This window comes from Sulfidibacter corallicola, assembly GCF_017498545.1.
In the GTDB taxonomy this organism is placed as follows: Bacteria; Acidobacteriota; Holophagae; order Acanthopleuribacterales; family Acanthopleuribacteraceae; genus Sulfidibacter; species Sulfidibacter corallicola.
This window is the reverse complement of the sequence record NZ_CP071793.1, coordinates 9,246,824-9,269,803: the sequence shown is the minus strand read 5'-3', so window position 1 is coordinate 9,269,803 and position 22,980 is coordinate 9,246,824. Positions and strand designations below refer to the sequence as shown.

Below are 22,980 nucleotides of genomic sequence, written 5' to 3'. Positions count from 1 at the left end.
CCACCACCATCGCGATTCGAAGGAAGGACACCATGACCCGGAAACTCGTTGGATTGCTCGCCCCGCTCTGGCTGGGCCTCACGCTTTCGGCCCTGGCCTCGGACACCCTATTCGAAATGAAACGGCTGGGCCTGCGCCTCGAGCCCGCGCAACAGATCCTGTTGCTGGGTCATCCCGAACCCCATGTGGAATTCCAACTCTTTTACGACGGCGACATGAACCAGGCGACCCGCCTGCGCGCGGAACTCCAGGGTCCCGGCATCACGACGCCGATCGCCGTCGACCAGGCCGCCGCCGACGGGTTGACGATCCAATTGGATCGAACCGTCTTCGAAAGCGAGGGCACCTACCGCCTGACCGATGTCCGCCTGGAACAGGATGGGCGCGTGCTGGCCTACGCCCAACCGCAACAGGCCGAAATCGAGGTGGTCCGCGATCTGGTGGTGACGCGGGTCGAGGTGCGCGAACTGGACATGGGCGAGCTGCAGCGACGCGGCTACCTGTTCAGCGAGGACGACTTCGAATCGGTGGCCTTCAACATGTCGCTGGTCATGGGCGCCAAGCAGGTCGACGTGGAAGTGCCGGTCCTACTCCCCAAGAAACGCAGCCGCATGATCCAACCCCAGATCATTCGCGACCCCTTCCAACCCTACGTTCATTTCATGTGGGTGCCGGAGGGCCTGGGCAATTCCGCCGGCGGCATGCCCTACGCCGACCGGGAATACCCCGAGCCCGAAACCGACCGCTACCACATCCTCAGCCTGCTGGCGGTGCCAGGCAATTTCAACTACCTCAAGAGCCATTTCAGCGTGACCGGCATCGTGCTCAACGCGGCGCCCGAGGGCTATCAGGTCCAGGTTCGCAACCTCAAGGCCCGCATCGCCCTGCCCGAGGCCACCCGCTACGGTGTGCCGCTGCGCCTTTCCCAGCAGGACAGTGCGTCCTCCGTCGAGAAACCGATGACCGCGACCGGTGTCGACGGACTACCTGGCACGGGCGACGACGCCGACTACATCGATCCCGGCGAGGAGGCGTCGGCCGAGTTCCTGCTCATCGGGGACGTGGAAGGCATGTACGAGGTCGCCGTCTCGATCACGGGTGAGGCCGATCTTCCCCAGGGCACCCGCCCTGTCAGCGCCTCCGCGACCGGCATGGTGTACGTGCGCAGCCCCGATTTCTCGGTAACCTACGAGCACCCCGACACCGTGGCCGAGAGCGAGGCCTACGACTTTTACATGCACTTCACCAATCGCGGTGGCGTGCCGCTCCAAGGGCTGAGCGTGGAGCTGGACCCGTTCAAATTGATCGGCACCCAATTGGAGGACGGCTGGAACCCCATCCAAAGTCTGCCCACCATTCCAGCCGGCGGTGAGGGCACCATCCATTACCGTTTCGTGTCGCGCGTGACCGGCACCGTCGTGGCGTCCTATTACAAATTGGAAGATGGCTCGCCCAGCAATCTGTCCCTGGGTGTCGGTGTCGCCGAAACCGGTGAACGGCTTTCGCCCTTCGTCCTGCATTTCCCGCCGGCCTTCGAAACCGCCTTCGGCACTTCCCTGAGCGCCGAGTTGAAGCGCATGGGCAAAAAGCTGCTCGATTTTTCGCAGACGGCCGAGAGCGAACTGCCGGAAGGGGTGCTGCCCGTGACGCCGACCGCGGTCAAGACGTTCAACACCGGTATGGCCCAGGCCGCCCGCAACCTGGAACTGGGCCTCACCGATCGCCAGAGTCACGCCCAACTGTTGACCCACTTCATGCGCAGCGGCGCCGACCATGAACCCATCGACCTGTTGCGTCGCCGGTTCATCGAGCAGGAGAGCCTGGATCTGGAACAGGCCTGGGGAGACCGCCTCGCCGCGGTCTTCGCCGGGATGGACGACGCGAGCCTGCTCCGCCTCCTGGCCCAGGAAAACGAGGCGACGCCTGGCTTGTTCATGGCGATACTCGATGCGGATCGGCCGTTCTCCTGGAGACTGGAGGATGGCGCGGGCCGCGCACTGGGCAACCGTATCACCGAACGCAAGTTGCCTTTTGCGAGCTGGTTCCCGCTTTCCGATCGGCGCACCTTGATTTGGTACGGTGGTGGCGAAACCACGCCGACCCTGACCTTCGCACGCGACCAGGGCGACAGCGAGCCGCTGCAGGTTCGCACGCAGGTCGTGCTGCCTCAGACCTCCGCGGGAGCGCAGTACCTGGTGGGCAGCGATGCCGTGACGTTGGACGCCACCCCGGTTCGCTTCGGTTTCGATCACGAACTCGGGCTTCTGCAACTGCACCAAAACGGTCAGGTCAGCGAGCACCGCGGCGACCTGATCCCCAAAAAATCGTTCGATCTCCTGTCGGTTTCGCAACTGGACCGCCTGATTTGGCACCAGGCCGACGATTTTGGGCGCGACATTCTGCTCGCGTTCTCCAAAGAGGTCGATCTCGCGTCACTGGACCCGATCGAGGAACACCTGTTCTTCAACGGGCAGCCCGCTTACTCGGTCCAAGCCCAGACCGACGGCCGTTTCCTGGTGGTGGGTGCCCGCCAGCCGCTGGGTCCCTATCACGACATTCGCTACGAGATCCGCGGCGCCCGAGCCCGCGACGGACAGCGGTTGCCCACCCTCGAAGGTATCTTTCGCGGATCGAGCTTCTACACGGGAACCAGCGTGGCGGGCACCGTGGTGGATCGCAACGGCTCCGACCTCTCCCAGGGGCGCGTGTACCTTTGGCTCCGCGATATCGTCAATTCGCCCGACGTACCCGTATACCGCGTGATCGACGAGGTCGAACTCGACGAAAACGGCCGCTACCGGTTCGATTTCGTGCCCTTCTATCCGTTTGGCGAGAGTACCCAGGCCTTGCTCGAACAGTTCCGGCTGGGCGTGTTGCTGGAGGACGGGCGCTACGACACGCGCGATTTCACGATTCAAGGCGTCGGTGGCGAAATCGCCGCCGATTTCGCGTTTCTGCAACGCGGTTCGATTTGGGGCCAGGTGATCGACGAATCGGGCCAACCGGTCGCCGATGTGGAAGTCTACGGCGCCAGCCAGGACAACCCCCAACGCAGCGCGGCCATCACCCGCACCGATGCCTCGGGATTCTATCACCTGGACGGGCTCGAAGTCGGCCAGGTCCTGGTCAAGGTCGGGGCGCGGAACGGGCTGATCGCCATGGGCAGCGGGTATCTTACCGAACGGACGTCGCCGCTTCGCATCGACGTACAACTGAACCAACCCACCGGCACCCTGACGGGCACGGTCACCGTCGAAACCGATGCCGGCACGGCACCCCTGGCCGGGGCCGTCGTGGGCTGGGTCCTGGAAGGGCAAACCTACAGCACGGTCCGCCTCGGCCCCTTTCTCTATCCGGTCAACATCCTGACCCAGGCCGACGACCAGGGCCGGTTCCGTCTGGAACATGCACCGGCCGGGACGGGCGTCCTGTTCGCCTGGCACCAGGATGCCGTCTACCGCTACCAAAAAGTCACACTGCCCGCCGATGCCGAAGCCAACTACGATTTCCACTACGACCAGAGCAGCCGCGAGGGCGGCACCATCTCCGGCACGGTCGTCGACGCCCACGGCTACCCCATCGCGGGCGCGAACGTGACCACCCTCGGAGGCGGGACCTTCATCACCGACACCGACGGCGAATTTCGCTTCGAACGGATCCCCTTCGCCTTTGGCATCAGCCTCTTCGGTTCCCGTCCCGGCACCGATCTCAAGGGCTCCGCCACCGTCTCCCTGGATGCCCAGAACCCCCACGCCGACAACGTGGTCCTGGTCCTGCGCCAACCCGTTGCGGTGCGCGGCCGCTACCTCGATGCCGAGGGCGATCCGATTCCCTTCGCCAACATCTACAATCCCTACAACGACGGCCGCAAACCGAAGATATTCGCCACGACGAACGGCAACGGCGAGTGGGAAGGCTCCCTGGCCGATTTCAGCGGCCATCCCCTGTCCGAACCCGGCGAGGGCATCCAAACCGGCATCAACTACTTTACCGGATCGATGCCGCCCTCCATCGCGATGACCGAAGTGTTCGTGGGCCTCGAGGGTTTGGACAACGTGCTCGTCCAACACGAACCGCTCTCGTCGTTTCGGGTGACCCTGACCGACGGTCTGGGCAACCCCGTCATCGGCACCGTGGAAGTGACCGGCCAGGCGCCCTCGATCCACCTGGACTCGATGGGCATGCCCAGTCAGGAGCTGCTCTACAGCTTGGTGACCGATCACGAGGGCAGGCGCACATTCGACCGCATTCCGGTCGGTTCGGTCACCGTGAAGGGTGTGCACCCGCAGCTCGGCGAAACCGAACCGCTGACTTTCGAATTACAGCCGCAAGGTGGGACGATCCAGGAAATCAGCCTGGCGTTCGCCCACGAAGATCCGGCCAACCTGTTCGGCAAGATCTTCGATGTGGACGGTGTCTCACCGGCGCCGGCGGGCACGCTCGTCATGGCCCGTATCGCCTCCACGGGCCTGACCGCGACGGTAGCGGTCGATCCGGAGGGTTTCTACCATTTCGAGGACTTGGTCAACACCAGCGAACCCACCTTCATCCACCTGGCCGCGTACCGCCCGGACGACAACCACTTCGCCGTCGAGAACCTGCAACTGCACCAGGACCTTCACTTCCGCCACGACATGATCCTGCGGCGCAAGGGCAACGTGCACATCGGCGTGCAGCACGCCGACGGCAGCCAGGCCGATTTTGCGGTGGTCCAAATGCGCTACCGGGAAGTGGTGTACCAGCCCGACACGGGCGAGGGCGCCCACTTCAACCTGAACTGGGTGGAGCGGGAAATCCAAATCACCCCGGACGCGCCGATCGCCCACTTTTCGGACCTCCCGGTCAGCCAGTTCACGGTGAAGGCGCTCGGTCAAAACGGCTTGACCGGGCTGCGGCGCTATTCGCTGCCTCTGGCGGGCGGCGACCTGGACCTGACCGTCCAACTGGAAGCCGCCTCCAGCATTGCCGGGACCTTCATCGATCACGACGAACTGCCGGTGGTCGATGCGGAAGTCCAACTCTTCAGACAGCGATCCCTGCTGCACCAGAAGGTCACGGGCAACGAAGGCGAACAGGCCGGCCGTTTCCTCTTCGAAGATCTGCCCATGCGCACCTACCGGCTGAAGGGCACCGATCCGCGCACCGCGTTCGAGAGCCACATGGAAGTGACCACGTCGCCGTTTCTGCCGAACCCGGACGTAGTCCTGCGTCTCGATCCGCTGGCACACCTTGAGGGCATCGTCTACCGGGACGGTCAACCCCTGGCCGGCGCCACGGTGCGGCTGGAAAACGGCGACTTCTCGCTGGTCACCGGTACCGACAGCGCGGGGCGTTACCGCTTCCGGAACCTGGCGTTGGGCGAATACGAACTGACCAGCCAGACCCCGTCGACACCGGCGCGGGCGGCGGATGGCGTGCACCTGGCGCTCGCCGACGAGACCGTGACCCGCGACCTCCATTACGAGCCGGTCTACGAGGCCTTGCTCACGGTGCGTCACGCGGACGAAACCCCGGCGGACAATGTGCGATTGATCGTCGACGGCACCGACAACCATCTGCAACAGATCGTCTTCACCGACGCCAACGGCCAGGCCCGCCTGAACGGCTTGATCAAGGGTCGCTACTACACCTATGCCGAACATCCCGAGCTGCGCTTGGAATTGCGCGATTCCTTCTCGATCAGCGAAGCCTCGGTCTCGCCGGTAGAACAAACCGTGCGGTTTCCGGGTTGGGGCAGCATCGGCGGCCAGGTACGCGACAGCCTGGGTGAAACGCTTTCGCGTCCGGTGACCGTGACCTTCACCTGGGGCTGGGGCGACATCGGCGTCAAACGCTGGTCCATCACCACCGACGCCGAGGGTCGGTTCTACAAGAGCGGCGTGCCGCTCAATGAGCGCGTTCGCGTATCGACGACCGACCCCGAAACCTTCGTGTCGGGTGTCTACGAGGTGGTCCTCGCCCACACGGGAGAGCACCACGAGGAGAACCTGATCCTCACGGCGACGACCCACGGAACCGGTCAGGTGACCTATCAGGACGGGAGCCCGGCGCCCTATGCCGAGGTTTGGGTCGAGACGCCGACCAAGATCAAGATCCAGGCGGACGACAACGGCGATTTTCAGTTCTACCCGCTTGTTCAGGGCGAGGTGACGCTGTTCGCCAAGGACCGCTTCTCGCCGCGGCGCACCGCCCAGACCCTGAACATCGAGCCAGGTCCCAACGGGTCGCTGGAGCCGAGATTCAACCTCGCGCTGCCCCTCGGCGGGATCGCCAATGTGAGCGGCACCGTGACCCTGAGCGACGGCACGCCCGTTCGCGCCGGGCATGTGCGCTTGGAGGTCGAAGAGCTCGGCGCCGTGCTCACCAGCACCATCATGGCCAACGGATCCTATTTCTTCACCCACGTGCCGCAGGGCGAATATCGCCTGAGCGCCTATGACGCCAACCTGACGGAAACCAGTCCGGTGTTCGAGGTGGCGCGCCCCGAAGACGGCGCCTCGATCACCCAGGATATCCAGTTCCAGCCCAGCTTCGATCTCGCCGGCGACGTGATTCGCGGTGACCTGAGCGGGGTCGCCGACGCGATCGTGGAACTCTGGCGTCGCGAACCCGGCACGACCCGCTTCCACCCAGTGTACGCCACCACCGCCGACAGCAACGGCCATTACCGGATCCAGCACGTGTATCCGGCATCCTACCGGTTGATCGCCAAAGACCCGCTGGCCGATCTGGTGGCCCAATTCGAATTCGACATGACCAGCGGCGATCGCTTGGATTTCGACGTCCTGCTTCAGGCCCAATCCAATTTGCTGGGTCGCGTGGTGGATGCCGACACGGTGCCCTACAGTTCCGGAAGGGTGACCCTGTTCGACAGCGGCGGCGCCCGCCTGGGCACCGAAAGCATCGACGCCAACGGCGAATTCCGGTTCGACAACCTGACGCCGGGCAATTACCGCGTCTCGCTGTACGCCGAAGCGGGCTGGATCCAGGAAGACCACGACATTACCCTGATCGCCGGGTTGAACAACCTTCCGATTCAAACCGCGGCCACCGCGGAAGTCAGCGGCCAGGCGATTTTTCAAATCCTGCCCGCCCGACAGCCGGCCCTGTACCTGATCAAGGACGGGCTCTGGCGTATGGTGCAGCTCAACGCCAGCGGCCACTTCCTCATCGATCACGTGCCCGTGGGCAGCACGCTCACCGGTGTGTTGAAGAGCGGTCGGCTCCTGAAAGAGTTCGACTTCGGCATGGTGACGGCCGACATCGACCTGGGCACCCTGTACCTCGACGGCATCGCGCCGGAGCTGCAGGCCCCGGCCCAGGTGCAGATCACCAGCCTGCCGCATCCGTTGACCTTTCCGTTGGTGGAGAACGAAGCCGATTCGGCGGTCGATCCCGCGCGGACCCGCGTGTGGTGGAACGACGAGGACATCAGCTACCTCTTTACGACGGGTGCCGACAGCCTGAGCACGCCGCTGGACCTGCTGCCCGACAGCGCGACCCCGGGCGACAACCGCCTGGTGATTCAGGTCGGTAACCGGGACGGCGCTACCGCGTCGACGGAGATTTCCGTCGACGTGCAATTGACCGCCGGCGTCGTGGTGGCCTGGCCCACGGTGGGCGGCCAACCCTACGCGGGCAGCGTGACGCTCGATCGGGGCGAGCCGGTCGCCACCGACGCCCAGGACCGCGCCATCTTCTACGACGTCGCGCCTGGCGACCACACGCTCAGGGCGCGCGGCGGCTTGCTGGGGGCCCGCATCCGGGTTCAGACGGATTTGAGTCGTCCGGCCTACAACCTCGGTCTGGAAATGACCCAACACGGCGGCTACCGCGGCACCGTCTACGGTCCGGACGGCGAGCCCGTTTCCGGCGTGGTGCTCGAGATCGGCGCGGAGCGCGAGATCAGCGACACGGACGGCATCTACCTGTTCGATCTGCTGCCGCTCGGCTTTCACCGCGTCTACGCCGAGGGTGCGGACATGGTCGGCACCATGCAGATGTCTCGGCTGACGGTCAACCAGGCAATTCTCGACGGGACCGACATCCACCTCGTGGGTGAGGGGACCCTGCGCGGCGTGGTCTACGATCACGAAGGGGTTCAGCCGGTACCGGGTGTCCAGGTCACCCTGTCGTTTCCCGGCAAGACCGATTATTTCGAACGCACCACGCTCACCCAGGGCGATGGCAGCTACCTGTTCGAGCAAACCGCCACTTGGCCGTTCGAGCTGGAGGCCTATGAACCGGTCAGCAAGCGCCGTGGCCTGGTCTCGGGCCAGCTCGGCACGGCCGGTCAGGTCCTGGAACGCGACATTCTCCTGGCGCCCGCGGCCGACCTGAGTGGGGTCCTGCACCACGTGGACGGTTCCCCGGCCAACGGTGTCACGCTCCGCGTTTTCGACAAAAACCACGATTACGCCGAAGCGGTGACCGCCGCCGACGGATCCTTCACCCTGGCCGACGTGCCACACGGACCGCTCGAACTGGAAGGCGACCACCTGCCGACCCGCGAGTACCTGTACCGCGAACTGACGGTCGAAGGCACCTCTATGGAATTGGGTACGCTGACGATGGCGGTCGACCAACCGCCCGAGATCGACCTGGTCCAATTCCCCAACCCCCTGGATCCGCTTCTGGACCGCTGGTTCGCCCTGCAGGTGCGCGACGACCGCGCGCTGGGCGAGTATCGGCTGACCTTCAGCGGCGACTGGGACCTGACGTTCGAGGAGGCCCTCGATGGTGCCATCCTCGATACGGACCGACCCCACCGTTTGCCGACCTACTACATCCCGGACGGCAGCGTGCTCAACTACGAATTGGTTCTCAGCGACCATCGCGACCAGACCGATGTGGCGACGGGCAGTTTCACCGTGCAGCGGGATTTGCAGGGGCCGAGCCTGACTGTGCAGAGCCCGGCGGCGGAGACCGCATTCGACGAGGGCCAACCGATCACCTTCGCGGTCACGGCCGACGATCCCAGCGGGATCGACCGCGTCGAGCTGGCCTATCAGGGCGTCACCTGGGCCACCGATACGGATGCGCCCTTCGAATTGACGATGACCGCGCCGCCCGTGGATGCCGCCGAAATCCTCGATTTCACGGTGACCGCCTACGACCGGCGCGGCAACGCCACCAGCGTGCAACACCCGTTGACCATTCGTGCGGTGGTGACCTCGGGCGCGCCGTCGCTCGTGCTGCAGTCCCCGCTCGAAGGCATGCCGCTGCCGTTGAGCCTCGAAGCGGGACTCCGGCTCGAGGTTCGCGCGGAAGCGACCGATCCTGACGGACTTCAGTCCTGCATCCTGTTGCTGGACGGACAGGAAGTGTATCGTGAGACGCTCAACGGGACCCAGCTCCCGCTGGCGTTCGCCGTGGACGTTCCCGAGTCCATGCGCCAGCAGGCCAGCCTGACCGCCACGTTGCGGGTGACCGACCTGGGCGGGAACGCGGCCGACGCCGAGGCCCGCATCGACAACATTTCCGGTACCGTTTGGAACGAGGCCGCTCCGTTGACGGTCAGTCGGTTCGACCTGGCCCTCGACGGCGCCACCCACATCCTGGCCGGCGGCACCCACACGATCGACGGCCGCCACGAATACGCGAACCTCGTTCTGGTCAACGGCGCCGTGCTGACCCAAACCCAAACCGGCACCAACATCAACGACGTGGCCTTCACCGAGCTTCGCGTGGCCGGCCACCTGGTGGTCGACGCAGGCAGTCGCGTCGACGTCGACGGCAAGGGCTATCCCGGTGCGCCGTTCGAGTATCCCCAGGGCACCAGCGGCAGCCACGGCGGCCTGGAACGGGACGAGGACGATGCCGAACACAGTTATGGCTCCGTGGTCGCCCCCGGTTTGCCAGGCGCGATGAACGGCGGTGGCGCCGTGGACCTCGATGCCGCCGACCTGTGGCTGTCCGGCACCGTCTCGGCCGACGGTCCCAACACCAACTACGGCAGCGCCGGTGGCAGCATCCTGCTCGCCGGGACCGCGATCCACGGCTACGGCACCGCGCGTGCCAACGGCTTCAGCGGTCCCTTCGAAACCGGACCGGCCCTGCGCGGCGGCGGTGGACGGCTCGCCGTGTACGGCGATCCCGGAAGCATCAACCTCGAGGCATTCGGCGGCGACGACGCCGGTGCCGGCACCATCTACATCCGCCAGGTCGATCCCGCGCGACCCGACGGAACCTTCGACCTGCTGCGCGTGGCCCAGATCGCCGCGGCAGATCCAGCCAACAAGACCCCGGTCGCCGAGCTGCGCCTGGTGGCCGGCACCGACTTCGAGATCTTCCACAACGAACAGATCGACGGCCGTTTCGTCGACCGCCTGGCGCTGAACCAGTTCGTGCCGCCGGGGCGCTACACCGGCTACGCGCTGGTTCCGGAAAACGATCCCGGTCAGCGCTATCCCATCGGCGCCAGCATGCCCTCGGCCCTGCTTTCGCGGGAGGGCGAATCCTTCCCCGACTTCGCCGACGGCGAAGTAGTTCACGTCCAATTCGATTTCGATCGCATCGAGGTCAGCGCCGAGAGCCGGCTCCACCTGACCGGGCACCGCGTTCCGGGTCCGATCCATCTCGAGGACGCCAAGCTCAGTGGCGGCGTGCACGAGATCGATCTCGACGGATTCGAGGTGCAACGTGTGGGCGCCAACACCCTGACCGGACGTTTCCACGCCCACGACTTCACCGTTGGGGAAGGCGAGACCCTGTACCTCGATGGCACCCTGCGCGGGCACGATCTCACCGTTCCGACCGGGAGCCGCCTGACCGCACCGCCCAACCAGAGCGGCGCTTGGCTGCGGCTCGAAGCGGACACGCTGAATGTCCACGGAGAGGTGGCGGCCACCACCAACGGGGTGGCGCTCGGCTACGCGGCCGGCCACCACGGCGGGCTCACCACCGCGTCGCCCAACCTGCATCGCAGCTATGGCAGCTTCTACGAAGCGCGCAGCTTCGGGGGCGACAACGGGATCGCGCTCGGCGGCGGTCGCGTCGAGTTGGCCGCCCGCGTGTTGAACATCGAAGGCCTCGTCGATGTCGGCAGCACGAGCAGCTACGTTTCGGGCGGCTCGATCCGTCTCGAAGGCGAGGAGCTCGCGGGTAGCGGTCACCTCCGCGCCAACGGCAGGTTCGGCGTCCCCAACAACCTCTACAGTAGTGGTGGTGGACGTATCGCTATCCTGGTCGACCGTACCGAATCCTTCACCGGATCGATCACGGCCTACGGCTACGACGTGGTAGATCCCTACGCCCAGGGCGGTGCCGGCACCATCTTCTTCCGCACCGAACAGTGGCCCTTGGGCAGGCTGTTGGTGGACAACGGCGGTCACGCCGCGCCCGCGGACAGCACGCCGCTGCCAGGGCTGGGACAGCGCACCGCTGCGACAGCCACGGGCGGCGTCACCATCGAGGGCGGCGATTTCCGCGGCCACGACAGCCTGGTGGGGCTCCACGTCGTGGTGCCGGAACACGAGCCGATTCCGATTGCCGCCAACACCGAAGATCAACTCAGCGCCGACGGCAGTTTCCCGTCGTTGGCGGCCGGCGCGAGCTACAGCGGCCTGCACGTGCTGGACGTCCTGGAAGTGCGCGGCGGGGCGAGCCTCTACTCCCCCGATCCCTTCCTGATCCACGACGAGGTCATCGTCGATGGCGGCACGCTCAACGCCGAGACCGAACTGGTCGCGCCGACCACCATCAAAACGCTGAATGACGGATCGGCTGAGCTGTTCAACGACGACGGCACCACCGTCTACGAACTGGACAACTACCAGCTCATCGTACACTTCCCGATGGATGTCGAACGCCTCACGCTGCGCAACGGTTCCTCGCTGACCTTCACCCAACCGCTCCAGGTCGAAACCCTGACCCTGGAAGGTTCGACCCTGATCGACGGCGTCGACGCCGGCCATCCCCACCTGCGGGCCGACGCGGTGAGCCTGACTTCGGCATCGACGTGGACCATTGCCGACCGGCGCGCCGATTTCACCGCCCACACCATCGAGGCCCAAGTCACCGGCGCCCTGGTGGTGGACGCCACCAGTGAAATCACCACCTCCGGGGTGGACCGCGTGACCCACCAGGCGCCCATCTGGGCCGACGAAGCGCTGAACCTGCGCTCGCACGGCGGTTTCGGCGCTCGCGAAAACGAGTTCGGAGACTTCGCCCATTACACCGACGTGCCCACCGTCGGGTCGGCCATCTACCCGCAGTGGCCGGGCTCGGTGAAAGGCGGCGGCGTGATCCGGCTCGAAGCGGGCAGCCTCGACTTGGCGGGCACCATTCGCGCGGACGGTGAGGGTCCCGGTACCGGCGGCTCCATCTGGCTGGGCGCGCCCGTCATCACCGGTGCCGGTACGCTCTCGGCCCAGTCCGGCCAGGACCACCAGTTCGGGGGCGGCCGCATCGCCGTGCACTACGGCAACGATCGCTCCTTCATGGATCGCTTCACCGTTCGCCTCGACAACCCCAATACCGGCACCAATCACATCGCCTACTGGGGCGGTAGCGGCACCCTGTTCGTCAAAGGCGCCGCGCAGGCCCACGGTGAGCTGATCGTGAACCAACGCGACTACCCCAATGTCAGCCAGGAGGAACGGCTGACCCACCGCTACGCCTTGACCGGCGTGGCCTCGCCCGGCCGGCGTAACCTGGCTCTGGCCGACGAGGACCCCGATCCGCTGGTGATCAAGGACGCCACCTGGTTCGATCTGCCGCCCAGTCTGGCCGGTCTCTTCGTGCGGTTCACCGTGGACGCCACCCCGTACGAGGCGCGGATCGTGAACAACAGCCACTCGACACTGTTTCTGGCACCGCCGACCTCGGGCACCCTGCCCGCGACCGTGCCCGCCGGTACTCGGCTCGACTTCGTGCTCAAGCTGGACCGTCTGGCGCTGAATCGGGGGGCCATGCTCCGCTTCGACGGTATCTTGGAAGTGGGCCAACTCGACCTGGAAGCCGGCGAGGCGGTCAACAGTATTTGGGCCCAGGACATCCACGGTTTGGGTGAGACGCTCACCCTGACGGGACAGAACCTGCGCCTGACGCTCGACGAACCTGGCCTCGACGGGCTCGACCTGAGTCTGACCGACAGCGTGCTCTACCTGGACAAGCCGATTCGCTTCGGCGACGTGACCCTGACCAACAGCCGGTTGCGGCACACGCCCACCTATGTGAAGTCCTCGGTGGCCTACCTGCCCTGGCTGCACGTGGAAGCCGATCACGTGATCATGGATGCCTCCTCGCGCTTCGATGTCACGGGCATCGAGACTTTCTGGGTGCCTCATGATCGGGCCGGGCAAATCAGCCACGGCGGCCTCAACGACGTGGAAAACAGCGAGGTGTACGGTTCCTTGTTCCACCCCGACATGCCGGGCAGTGGTTCCAAGGTCGGCGGCCGCATCTACCTGCGCGCCAATCGCGTGGATGGCGGCGCCTTCCACGCCGATTCGGAGAGCGGGGCGGCCGGTTCCATTTGGCTCGACGTCGATACCTTGGCCGGCGACATCCATCTCTCGGCCGCGCGAACCGCCGACCAAATCAAAACCGGGGGCGGCCGCATCGCGGTCCACTACGACGACCGGTCGGCGGCCCACCTGACCTTCGACAGTCGGGGTCACTACAGCTCCGGCACGGTCTTCCTCAAGCAAAAGGACGCCGCGCTGGGTCGTCTGGAGATTGACAACCAGGTGCCCGCCGACGACCAGACCATCACACCGCTGCCGTCGTTCCCGCCGATGACCCTGCCCGCCGGAACCGAGGTGCAGGTGGACGGCGCTGCGGGCGAAACCACACTGACCGTACCCGGTCTGGTGGTCGGCCCCTGGTTCCGCGGTTACGAGCTGATCGTCAACGACGACAGGACCCAAGGTATGCCGATCCTGGCGAATTGGACCGTGGGCGACGACGCGGTATTCCGCCTGGCGGGAACCGGTACCATCCAAATCGGTGACCAAGTGCAACTGGCCGTTCGACTGGCCGAGTTGGATCTCTGTACCGGTTGCCGATTGGATACGACCGACCTGATCTTCATCTACGACAGCCAGTTCGATGCCGGACACCGTTTCGAAAACGGGGAACGCACCTTCCCGAGCGCTCCGGAAGTGGCCGACGGCCACCTGATGCTCGACAACTTCCAGATGACCATCCAGGCGCCGGTCGACTACGACCGCGTCACGCTGAGCAACGGCGCTTCGCTGGTGATCGCCGCGACCGAGGCGGGCAACCGCATTGGCGAGATCACCATCGAGGACGGCACCCTGAGCGTGGCCGGCCCGGCCGACGGCGTCACGCCAACGCTTCACGCCGATCGCGTTCACATCCAGAACGGCACTCTGGAAGTGGATCACCTGAAGGCCAACGTCTCGATCGAAATCGACACGACGGGCAAACTGACCGGCTTCTCGGAGTCGGCCGAGGGCCTGGCCTGGGGGAACACGACCCTGGACGGCGATGACTGGGGCACCAGCTTCGGCGGCATCGGCCAACCCAAGAGTTACGCGGTGTATGTCTGGTCGCCCACCTACGGCGACTTCAAGCGCCCGTTCGCGGTCGGCTACCTGCGTCGCCGACTCAAGGTCGAAACGCCTCAATTGCGTGTCGACGGCCTGCTGGCGCCTGCCGCCGTGGAGACCCAGCCGCGGGCCGGTGCGCTCTGGATCGAGACCGGAACCCTGTCGGGTACCGGCGCAATTCAGGCCAACGGCGGCGTGTACGCCAGCAAGGTCAACGGCGGCGGCCGCATCGCTCTCTACTACACGGACATGGCCCAGTGGCAGGGAAGTCTGGAGGCGTTGGGCCTGAAGGATCGCGACAGCGACCGATTCACCTACGTCTCGGGTTCGGGCACGATCTTCCTGAAGCGACCCGATCAGCCTCATGGCGACCTGATCGTGCACGGTCACGGCGAAGCCACCACCCACGGCACCACGCCGATGGTCTCGCTCGGCCGCCACACGCTCGGCGCGAACGCCTCCGTCGACGGCGCCACCTTGCACGATCCCGACGCCCAGTTCCCGTTCAGTCTGGCGGGTCTGTACCTGAGGGTCCCCGATGGCGCCGGCGAGCGCGAGCTGGAGATCCTGGCCAACACGCCGACCTCGATCACGGTCTCGGAGTCGTTGCCCAGCCTGACGCCAGGCGTGGAAATCAGCGCGACGCTGCACCTGGACCAGTTGCATCTCGACGGCTTCGCCCAGTTCCGTACGGAGGATCACCTGGTGGTTCACGATGCGCTGACCTTCGGCGATCGCAGCGACCGCCCCGCCACCCTGTGGGCGCGGCGCTTGACCCTGCCGAGCACGACCCTGACCCTGGCCGGGCGCCACGGTGGCCTGGTGGTCGACGAAACCCACAACCTGACGGACATCGAACTGGACGGGGCCAGCCTCATGCTCGACCAACCCTTCGCGGTCGATCGGCTCGAGCTGACCAACGGCTCGGTGTTGACGCATTCGCCCTTGTTCTCGCTCAACTTCTCGCCCTACACCCGCCTCGCGGGTATCGACCTGACCGTGCAGGAGCTCCTCTTGGATGCGACCTCGGCCATCGATGTGCGCGGCAAGGGCTACGCTTCCAAACCCGATGACTATCTGGCCTTGATCGGCCTCAGTGGCATCGACTTCGGTCGCGGCCACGGCGGCGAGTCGGACAACCAGAACGGCGGCTACCCCTATGGGTCGGCCTTCCATCCCCAAACGCCGGGCTTTCTCGGCGGTGCCGGGCGCGTTCATGTGGCCGCGCAAACGGCTCAATTGGACGGCACCATCGACGCCTCGGGCTTCATGGGCGGCAGCATCTGGCTGGAGATCGGCCAATGGAGCGGCAGTGGCCAGATCCTGGCCGACGGCGGCTCGGCCGACGGCATCGCCGCCTCGGCGGGACGCATCGCCATCCACTACGACCAAAACGACTTCATCGGGATGCCCAGCGCCAAGAGCCCGATCCGCAACAACCGGCAATTCGGCGCGGGCACGCTCTACCTGCGCGACCGCGCCGCCGGCGACGGCGACCTGTACCTGGTCAACGGCGATCCGGGCAACGCGACGGTATTGGATACGCCGATCTGGGGTATCGGAACCCACGTCCTCGCCGAGGCCTCGGCCGATCCCCGCGTGATCGCCGTGCCGAACGCCGATTGGCGCATCGGCGTGGAAGGTCTCCAGGTGATCGACGACAGCAACGGCGCGATCTACATCGTGATGGAAGCGACACCCGACCGGCTCGTGCTGGATCGGCCCGTCGATCCGGTGCCAACGGCCGGTTGGTCCTTCCGCGGCCGGGCACCGATCGCGACGGTGTACCAACAGCATGCACGCGTGACGTTGCAGTTCCCGGCCGAGGGTGATTACCAAGTGGTCGAGGGGGTCGACCTGGAGCCGCCCGTGACGGGCGACATCCTGGTTCGCCCCGCCTTCGAGAACAGCGTGGAATCCGGCCAGGCCTTCGAGGTCACCGTGACCGCCGTCGACAACGTCGCGGTCACCGGCCTGACGCTGCACTTCGATGGGTCCGACCATCAATTGGCCGGTGCCGGACCCTTCGTGTTCGATCTCCAGGCGCCGTCGGTGACGGAGACGACCTCGTTCGAACTGAGGGCGACTGCCGTGGATGCGCGCGGCAACCAGGCGATATCCGCGCTGACGTTGTCCGTCGTGCCCGCCGACCAGACGCTGCCGGCAGTGCAGATCGAGGCGCCGCTGGAGAACGCCGAAGTGGACGGCGGCGCGGACTTGACGACCCGTGTCCAATTCAGCGACAACCGCGCTTTGAGCGAAGTGCACACGACCTTCGCCGAGGAAACGCGCGTGAACCCGCTCGATCCGCCCCAGGCAAGCCTGACCGAGGAACAGACCTGGACGGCGCCGGTCGGCGGTGGCGACCGCACCATGGATGTGACCTTTACGGCGATCGATCTGGCGGGTAACCGGGTCGACGTGACGCGGTCGGTGCTCGTGCGCGACGTGACGGCTCCGGCAAACCCGCAGAACCTGATCGTGACGCCCGGTGACACCAGCCTGGACCTGAGCTGGACCGCCCCCGAGGATCCGGACGCAGATCTCGCCGGATATCGGCTCTTCCTCGATGGCTCGGCCAATCCGGTCGCGTCGCTCACCAACGAAACGCAATACACCTTGACCGGTCTCGAGCCGGGCACCACCTATCAATTGCGACTTACGTCGATCGACGGTTCGGATAACGAAAGTGAGGGGCTGACCCAGGAAGCGCTCACCTCCGGTGGTAGCGGTGCCAGTCTGCCCGCGCCCACCGCCTGGTGGAGTTTCGATCACATGGAGGATCGTGGTCCGGTCTGGCAGTTCGACGGCACTGCCGCCCACGTGGACATGGCGAACGCGTCCGGCATCGGACGCAGTGCCGCCGCGCTGACCCTGGCGGCCTGGGTCAAGATCCCCAGCTCGGCCTCCGCCGGCTATCGCGGTGTGCTCACCGTTGCCGACACCCACATGTCCGATCTCTACGCCGTGTTGCGCCTCAGCAGCTACCGCGCCGAACTGATCGGGCAGCGCCTGGACACGCTCAGCTATCGATCCATTCGCGACAACACATCGCTGAACGACGATCGCTGGCACCGACTCGTTGGCGTGCTCGATTTCCAGAACGACGTGGCCGTGCTCTACGTCGACGGGGAAGAGATGGCGCGCCGTCAACCGCTGCACGGCGATCCCGGCCAGACCATCGACCGCGACGTGCGTTACGTGCAGATCGGTCGGGTCGGCAGCTACTCGCAGTACTTCGACGGCAGCATCTGGAACGCTCAGGTGTACCGTTCGGCCTGGTCGGCGGAAACCGTGCAACGCGACTTCCGCAATCCGCAGCGTCCGTTGACGACCACCGACAGCGGCGCCACCATGCCGCCCGCGGGGATCTGGCTGCACCAGGACCTGCTGGCCGATCGCATCACCGACAGCTCCGGCAACGGATTTCACGGCGAGAACCAAGGCGCCGTCAAGGTATCGGGCACGCTGCCGCTGACAGGGATCGAAGCCGACGATGGCGAGGCGATGCTCGTGAACCAGGGTGCGGCGTCCCGCCAGGATCTGGCTCCGGGATCGGCACTTCTCCTGGCGGAGAGCGATGCCGTCGTCATGCACACGTCAACGGCATTGGAACCCTACAACCAGGTGAGCATGCACCTGAAGGTGCGACTGGATGCGTTGCCTTCCGGCACGGGTCAGGCCATGCACCTGGTCGGTCAACCCCAGGGCGGACCCCACCTGCGCATCAACGCCGGCGATCAATTGGAGCTGGATCTGGGTGGCGTGCTTTTGACCGGCACCAACGCCTTGACCACGGGTCGCTGGTACAGCGTGGTCGTCAGCCACGACGTGGGTGGAAACACCCGCCTGTATCTGGACGGCGTCGTGACCGCCGAATCCGCGGCCTCGGGTTCCCTGGGTGTCTCCGGCGGTGTGTGGACCTTCGGAAATACCGGATCAGGCGATGGCCTGCGTGGTTCGCTGGACGATGTGGCGCTCTGGGAAGAGACCCTCACCAGCGGCCAGGTGCTGCAAGTGGCCGGTTCCTCGTTGGATCAAGTGCTGGCGGACCAGCAAGCGCCGGCGGATCCGCGAAACCTGACATGGGAGCCTACCACCAGCCAGGTGACCTTGAACTGGCTGGCTCCGGAAGGGGAGGCCCCCACCGCCTTCCACCTCTATCTGGACGGGATTGGTGGCGCGGATCCGGTCGTGCTCGGCCCGGACATGCGCACCTACCTGGTCGACGGATTGGCGGCCGACCAGGCTGTGGCGATGCGCTTGACCAGTGTCGACGCCGCGGGCAACGAGAGCGCCGGCGTGGTCTTCACGGCCAGGACGCGGGTCGCCGATCCCGTGATCGCCGACCTGCCCAACCCGGTGGCCCATTGGGACCTGGACGAGCCCCAAAACCAACCGGCCTCGCTGTACTTCGACGGCAACGCGACCGTGGACTTGGGCCGCGCTTCGCACGTGCGTCGAAGTGCCTCGGCCATGACCCTCGCGGCCAGCATCAAGCTGCCGGCCGACACCGACATCAACCGCAGCACGCGCGTCGTCCTCAGCATCGCGAATCATCTGAGCGCCGATTACCACATCGCGCTCCAACTGCAAAACGGCCAGGCCGAGGTTCGTGGCCAACGGCTGGACAGCCAGACGACGCGCTACATTCGCGGCGCGGACGATCTTCGCGATGGTCGTTGGCACCGGTTGGTCGGCGTCATCGACTACCTCGACGACCGCATGACGCTCTACGTGGACGGCGTTCAGGTCAACGAGCGGAATCCCTTCCAGGGCAGTGGCGGCTTGGCCGAGGACGTACCCAGCCAATCCGTACAGATCGGCAATCACGGTACCTATTCCCAGCGACCCACCGGTCAGATCTACAACGTTCAGATCTGGCGGGCCGCCTGGACCGCCGACCACGTGGCCTACGATTTCGACCGTCCCCAGGGATTGGTTTCGGAGATGGCCTCGAGCGGGCTCGACCGCTTCACCCAACTGGTGGGTTGGTGGAAACTCAACGCCGGCAGCGGCTCGACGCTCGTCGACCACTCCGGGAACGGCTTCCACGGCGAGGGACTGGGCACCACCTGGATTCAGGATGCCGACCCGCTGGGTGCGGTGCGCGATCGTCGCGGCACCCGTCACGGCCACAATCGCCGTGCTGCGTTGGATCAAGGGTTGTTCGGCGAAGCGTTGCGTTTCGATAGCGCCACATCGTCGCGGGTCCTGGTGGACCACCGACCCGAAGATACGTTCGGCCCGGCCATGACCCTGGGCCTCTGGTTCCGTCTCGACGCCTTGCCGAGCGCCGAAGGGAAAGAAGTCGCCTTGTTGGGCAAGGCCGACGATGGGACCGGGTTCCAGCTCTTCGTCGACAAGGAAAACTACCTCGCTTGTCGCCTGCAGGACGGCCGCGGCCTGCGTGCCCTGGGACGACTCGAAGCCGATGCCTGGCACCACGCGGTGCTCAGTTGGCAGAGTGGAGATCGCATGCGGCTCTATCTGGACGGCGTCGAAGCGGCCTCGCTCGACACGACGCAGGCCGTGGGTCTCGCGGATGCGGATTGGCTCTGGGCCACCAACCACTTCGGCGGCATGAGCTTCGACGGTCGCCTCGATCAGATCAGCCTCTGGGACCGCGCGCTGACTGCGGGTCAGGTCGCCGGTCTCCATCAGGCGGAACCCACGGGCGGGCTGCAACCTCTGGTGGAAGACCTCCAACCGCCGGGTGCGATTCGCGACCTGACCTGGAACCCGGGCCTCGACCGCCTGGATTTCACCTGGACGGCGCCGGATCCCGATTTGGGCACCGTGGATGGCTACCGCGTCTTCTTCGACGGTGCGACCCAGCCGGTCAGCTTGGGCGCGGGCACGGCCGCCTTCAGCGTGGAAAGCCTGAATCCGGGCACCGAGTACGGTATTCGAATCGTCGCCTTCGACGCGGCGGGCAACGAGGGGCCGGGCGTCACGGCCATGGCCGCGACCGAATCCGACACGACGCCGGTCACCACGTCGGAAACGCCCATCGCCCACTGGCCGATGGACTTCTCCGAGGCCACCGAAACCAAGGCCCTGTGGAACGGCACCAGCTCCGTCGTCGACATCTCGGGCGCCGAGGATTTGATCCAGGCAGCCGAGGGGCTGACCGTATCGGCCTGGGTCCGCGTCGATCCACAGGCCAATGCCTCGAGCAACCGCACCATCTTCAGCGGCCGGAGCACCTCCGAAACCTACCTGTTGCTGCAGCTCAACAACGGGCGACCCGAGGTGATGGGACAGCGTCTGGACGCCGATCCCACCGTGTCGGTTCGCAGCAGCGACGACATTCGCGACGGGCAGTGGCACCACGTGGTCGGGGTTTTGGACTACACCGGTAACCGCATCGCGCTATACGTGGATGGGATCTTGGACAAGGAGGACACCACCTTCCAAAACAGCGGCGGCGGCCTGGGCGAGGCCGGTGCGGTCGTGAGCCCGCAGATCGGCAAGGCGCTCAACTGGTCCCGTTACTTCAAGGGCAACATCTGGAACGTCCAGGTCTGGCGGGCAGCCTTCGGCGCGGATCACGTGACCTACGCCCATCGGCACCCGCACGATCTGGCCAGCGACGATCCCGCCCAATCCGGCTTGATCGAAAGCGAGCACCTCTACGGCTGGTGGAAGTTGGGAACCGAGAACGCGGTGGTCGCGGACGCCTCCTCCAACGGCCGAACAGGTCAATTCACCGATCCGGCCTGGCAGACGGATGCCGATCCCGTGGTGACCGTACCCGAAACCCAGAACGGCCACGACGGCCTCAATCACGGTGCCGAACTGAGCGCGGACGGCCATGCGGGACGCGCGCTGCGCTTCGGCGACGATCCCGCCTACGTCGCGGTGCCCGAGGATTCGGTCCTGAATCCGGCCGAATGGACCTGGTCGATGTGGGTCAAACCGTCCGCATTGCCCAGCGCATCGGGTCAGGACATGGCGTTGGTGTCGAACCTCGGCGCGTCCGACGGCATGGCGCTGGTTCTGAGCCGCGAGGATCGGCTCGGATGGATGGGCGACGGCGCCCGCATCGAGTCCGGACTCTCGATCGAGGCCGGTGTCTGGCAACACCTGGTGGTCACGGCCGCCGGCAGCACCCTGCGGTTCTACCGCGACGGCGTGCTGGCCGGTGAAAGTACCGCGAGCCTGTCTGCCGCCGCGACTCGGGCCTGGACCTTCGGGGCACTCAACGACCGCGATCAACGACCCTTCCGCGGCACGCTCGACGAGCCCACCCTGTGGGATCGCGCATTGACCGCCGACCAGGTTCGCGCACTGTTCCTTGACGCGAGCGCCAAGACCGGGGCAGGGAAGAGAACCGCCGAGGAGGAAGCGTCCTCCGATCGACGTGTGACCTTGCCCGAACCGACCTATCGTCCCGAGATCACCGAAATCCGCGGCGAGCGCCTGACCCTGGATGGCTTCGAAAGCGACGGCGATCTGTGGTTGGTGGGCAGTCACCTGGAGGTCACCGGACCGATCGTGGCGCGCAACATCTACCTGCGCGACGGTAGCAGCTTGAGCCACCCCAAGCTGGCCTTCGGTCAAATCGGCGGCCTACAGCTCGTCGCCGCCGAAAAGATCGACATCGACGCCAGCTCGGTCATCGATCTGGACGGCAAGGGCTGGACCGATCCGGAAGACCGGTTCAGCGCCTCCCACGGCGGTCTGGCCACGGACGAACCGGCCGAGCACCGCTACGGCTCGCCGGTGCTGCCGGTCCAGCCAGGCCGTGGCGAACGGGGCGGTGGTGCCGTGATGCTCCAGGCTCCGGAGCTCGTACTGGATGGCACCATTCGGGCACGCGGCCTCGGTCTCTCGTCCGGCGGCAGTGTCCTCGCCAAATTAATTGAAATTTCCGGTAGAGGAATCATCGACGTTTCCTGCGGACAGAAACAGGAGGCTTTCGGCGGCGGCGGTCGCGTGGCCCTGCACCACGAGCGGCGCCACCGGTTCGGCGGTCGAATCCTGACCGGTGCGATCAACCCGGGCAGCCTGATTCTGGCTGACCGGCACGGCGATCGCCCGCGGATTCATGTCGCGCAAACTCGCCCCGACCTCCTGAACCTGTTGCCGCACTACCGTATCGGGCAAGACCAGATCGCGGAAGAGCTGCAGGATCACCTCGGTTCCGTCCTGAAGGTCACGTCCGAGCGCTCCCTGCTGGAGTTGCAAGGGCTTTGGCTGCGGGCGGGATCCTCGCGGGTTCGCGTTCGCGAGGTGCTCCCGCTGGATTCGGACAGTTGGTACCTGCGCTGCGAGGGCTACCTGCCGAGCCCCGCGCGTGACCTGCAGCCCGAGATCCTGCTGCAACAGGAATCGTTCGGCCAACCCGTCGAGGCGAACGCGATGCCGGTGGTCTTCATCGAAGACCCGCGCTGACCGTCTTCCCCGCGAGCGGCCAGAACACCTGACGGCGGAGGCCTGTGCGCCTCCGCCCGGCAAC

At 65.9% G+C, this 22,980-nt stretch carries 1 protein-coding gene; it reads left to right on the top strand.

The window, feature by feature from the left end:
* Window positions 1-32 precede the first annotated feature (32 nt).
* Window positions 33-22,916 (top strand): LamG-like jellyroll fold domain-containing protein, encoded by a 22,884-nt coding sequence (locus tag J3U87_RS27980; RefSeq protein ID WP_237379086.1) that lies wholly within the window; start codon window positions 33-35, stop codon window positions 22,914-22,916.
* Window positions 22,917-22,980: the final 64 nt, after the last annotated feature.

Excerpts from the sequence above, each read along its gene's own strand:
- J3U87_RS27980 (WP_237379086.1), top strand. The coding sequence starts at position 33 with ATGACCCGGAAACTCGTTGGATTGCTCGCCCCGCTCTGGCTGGGCCTC.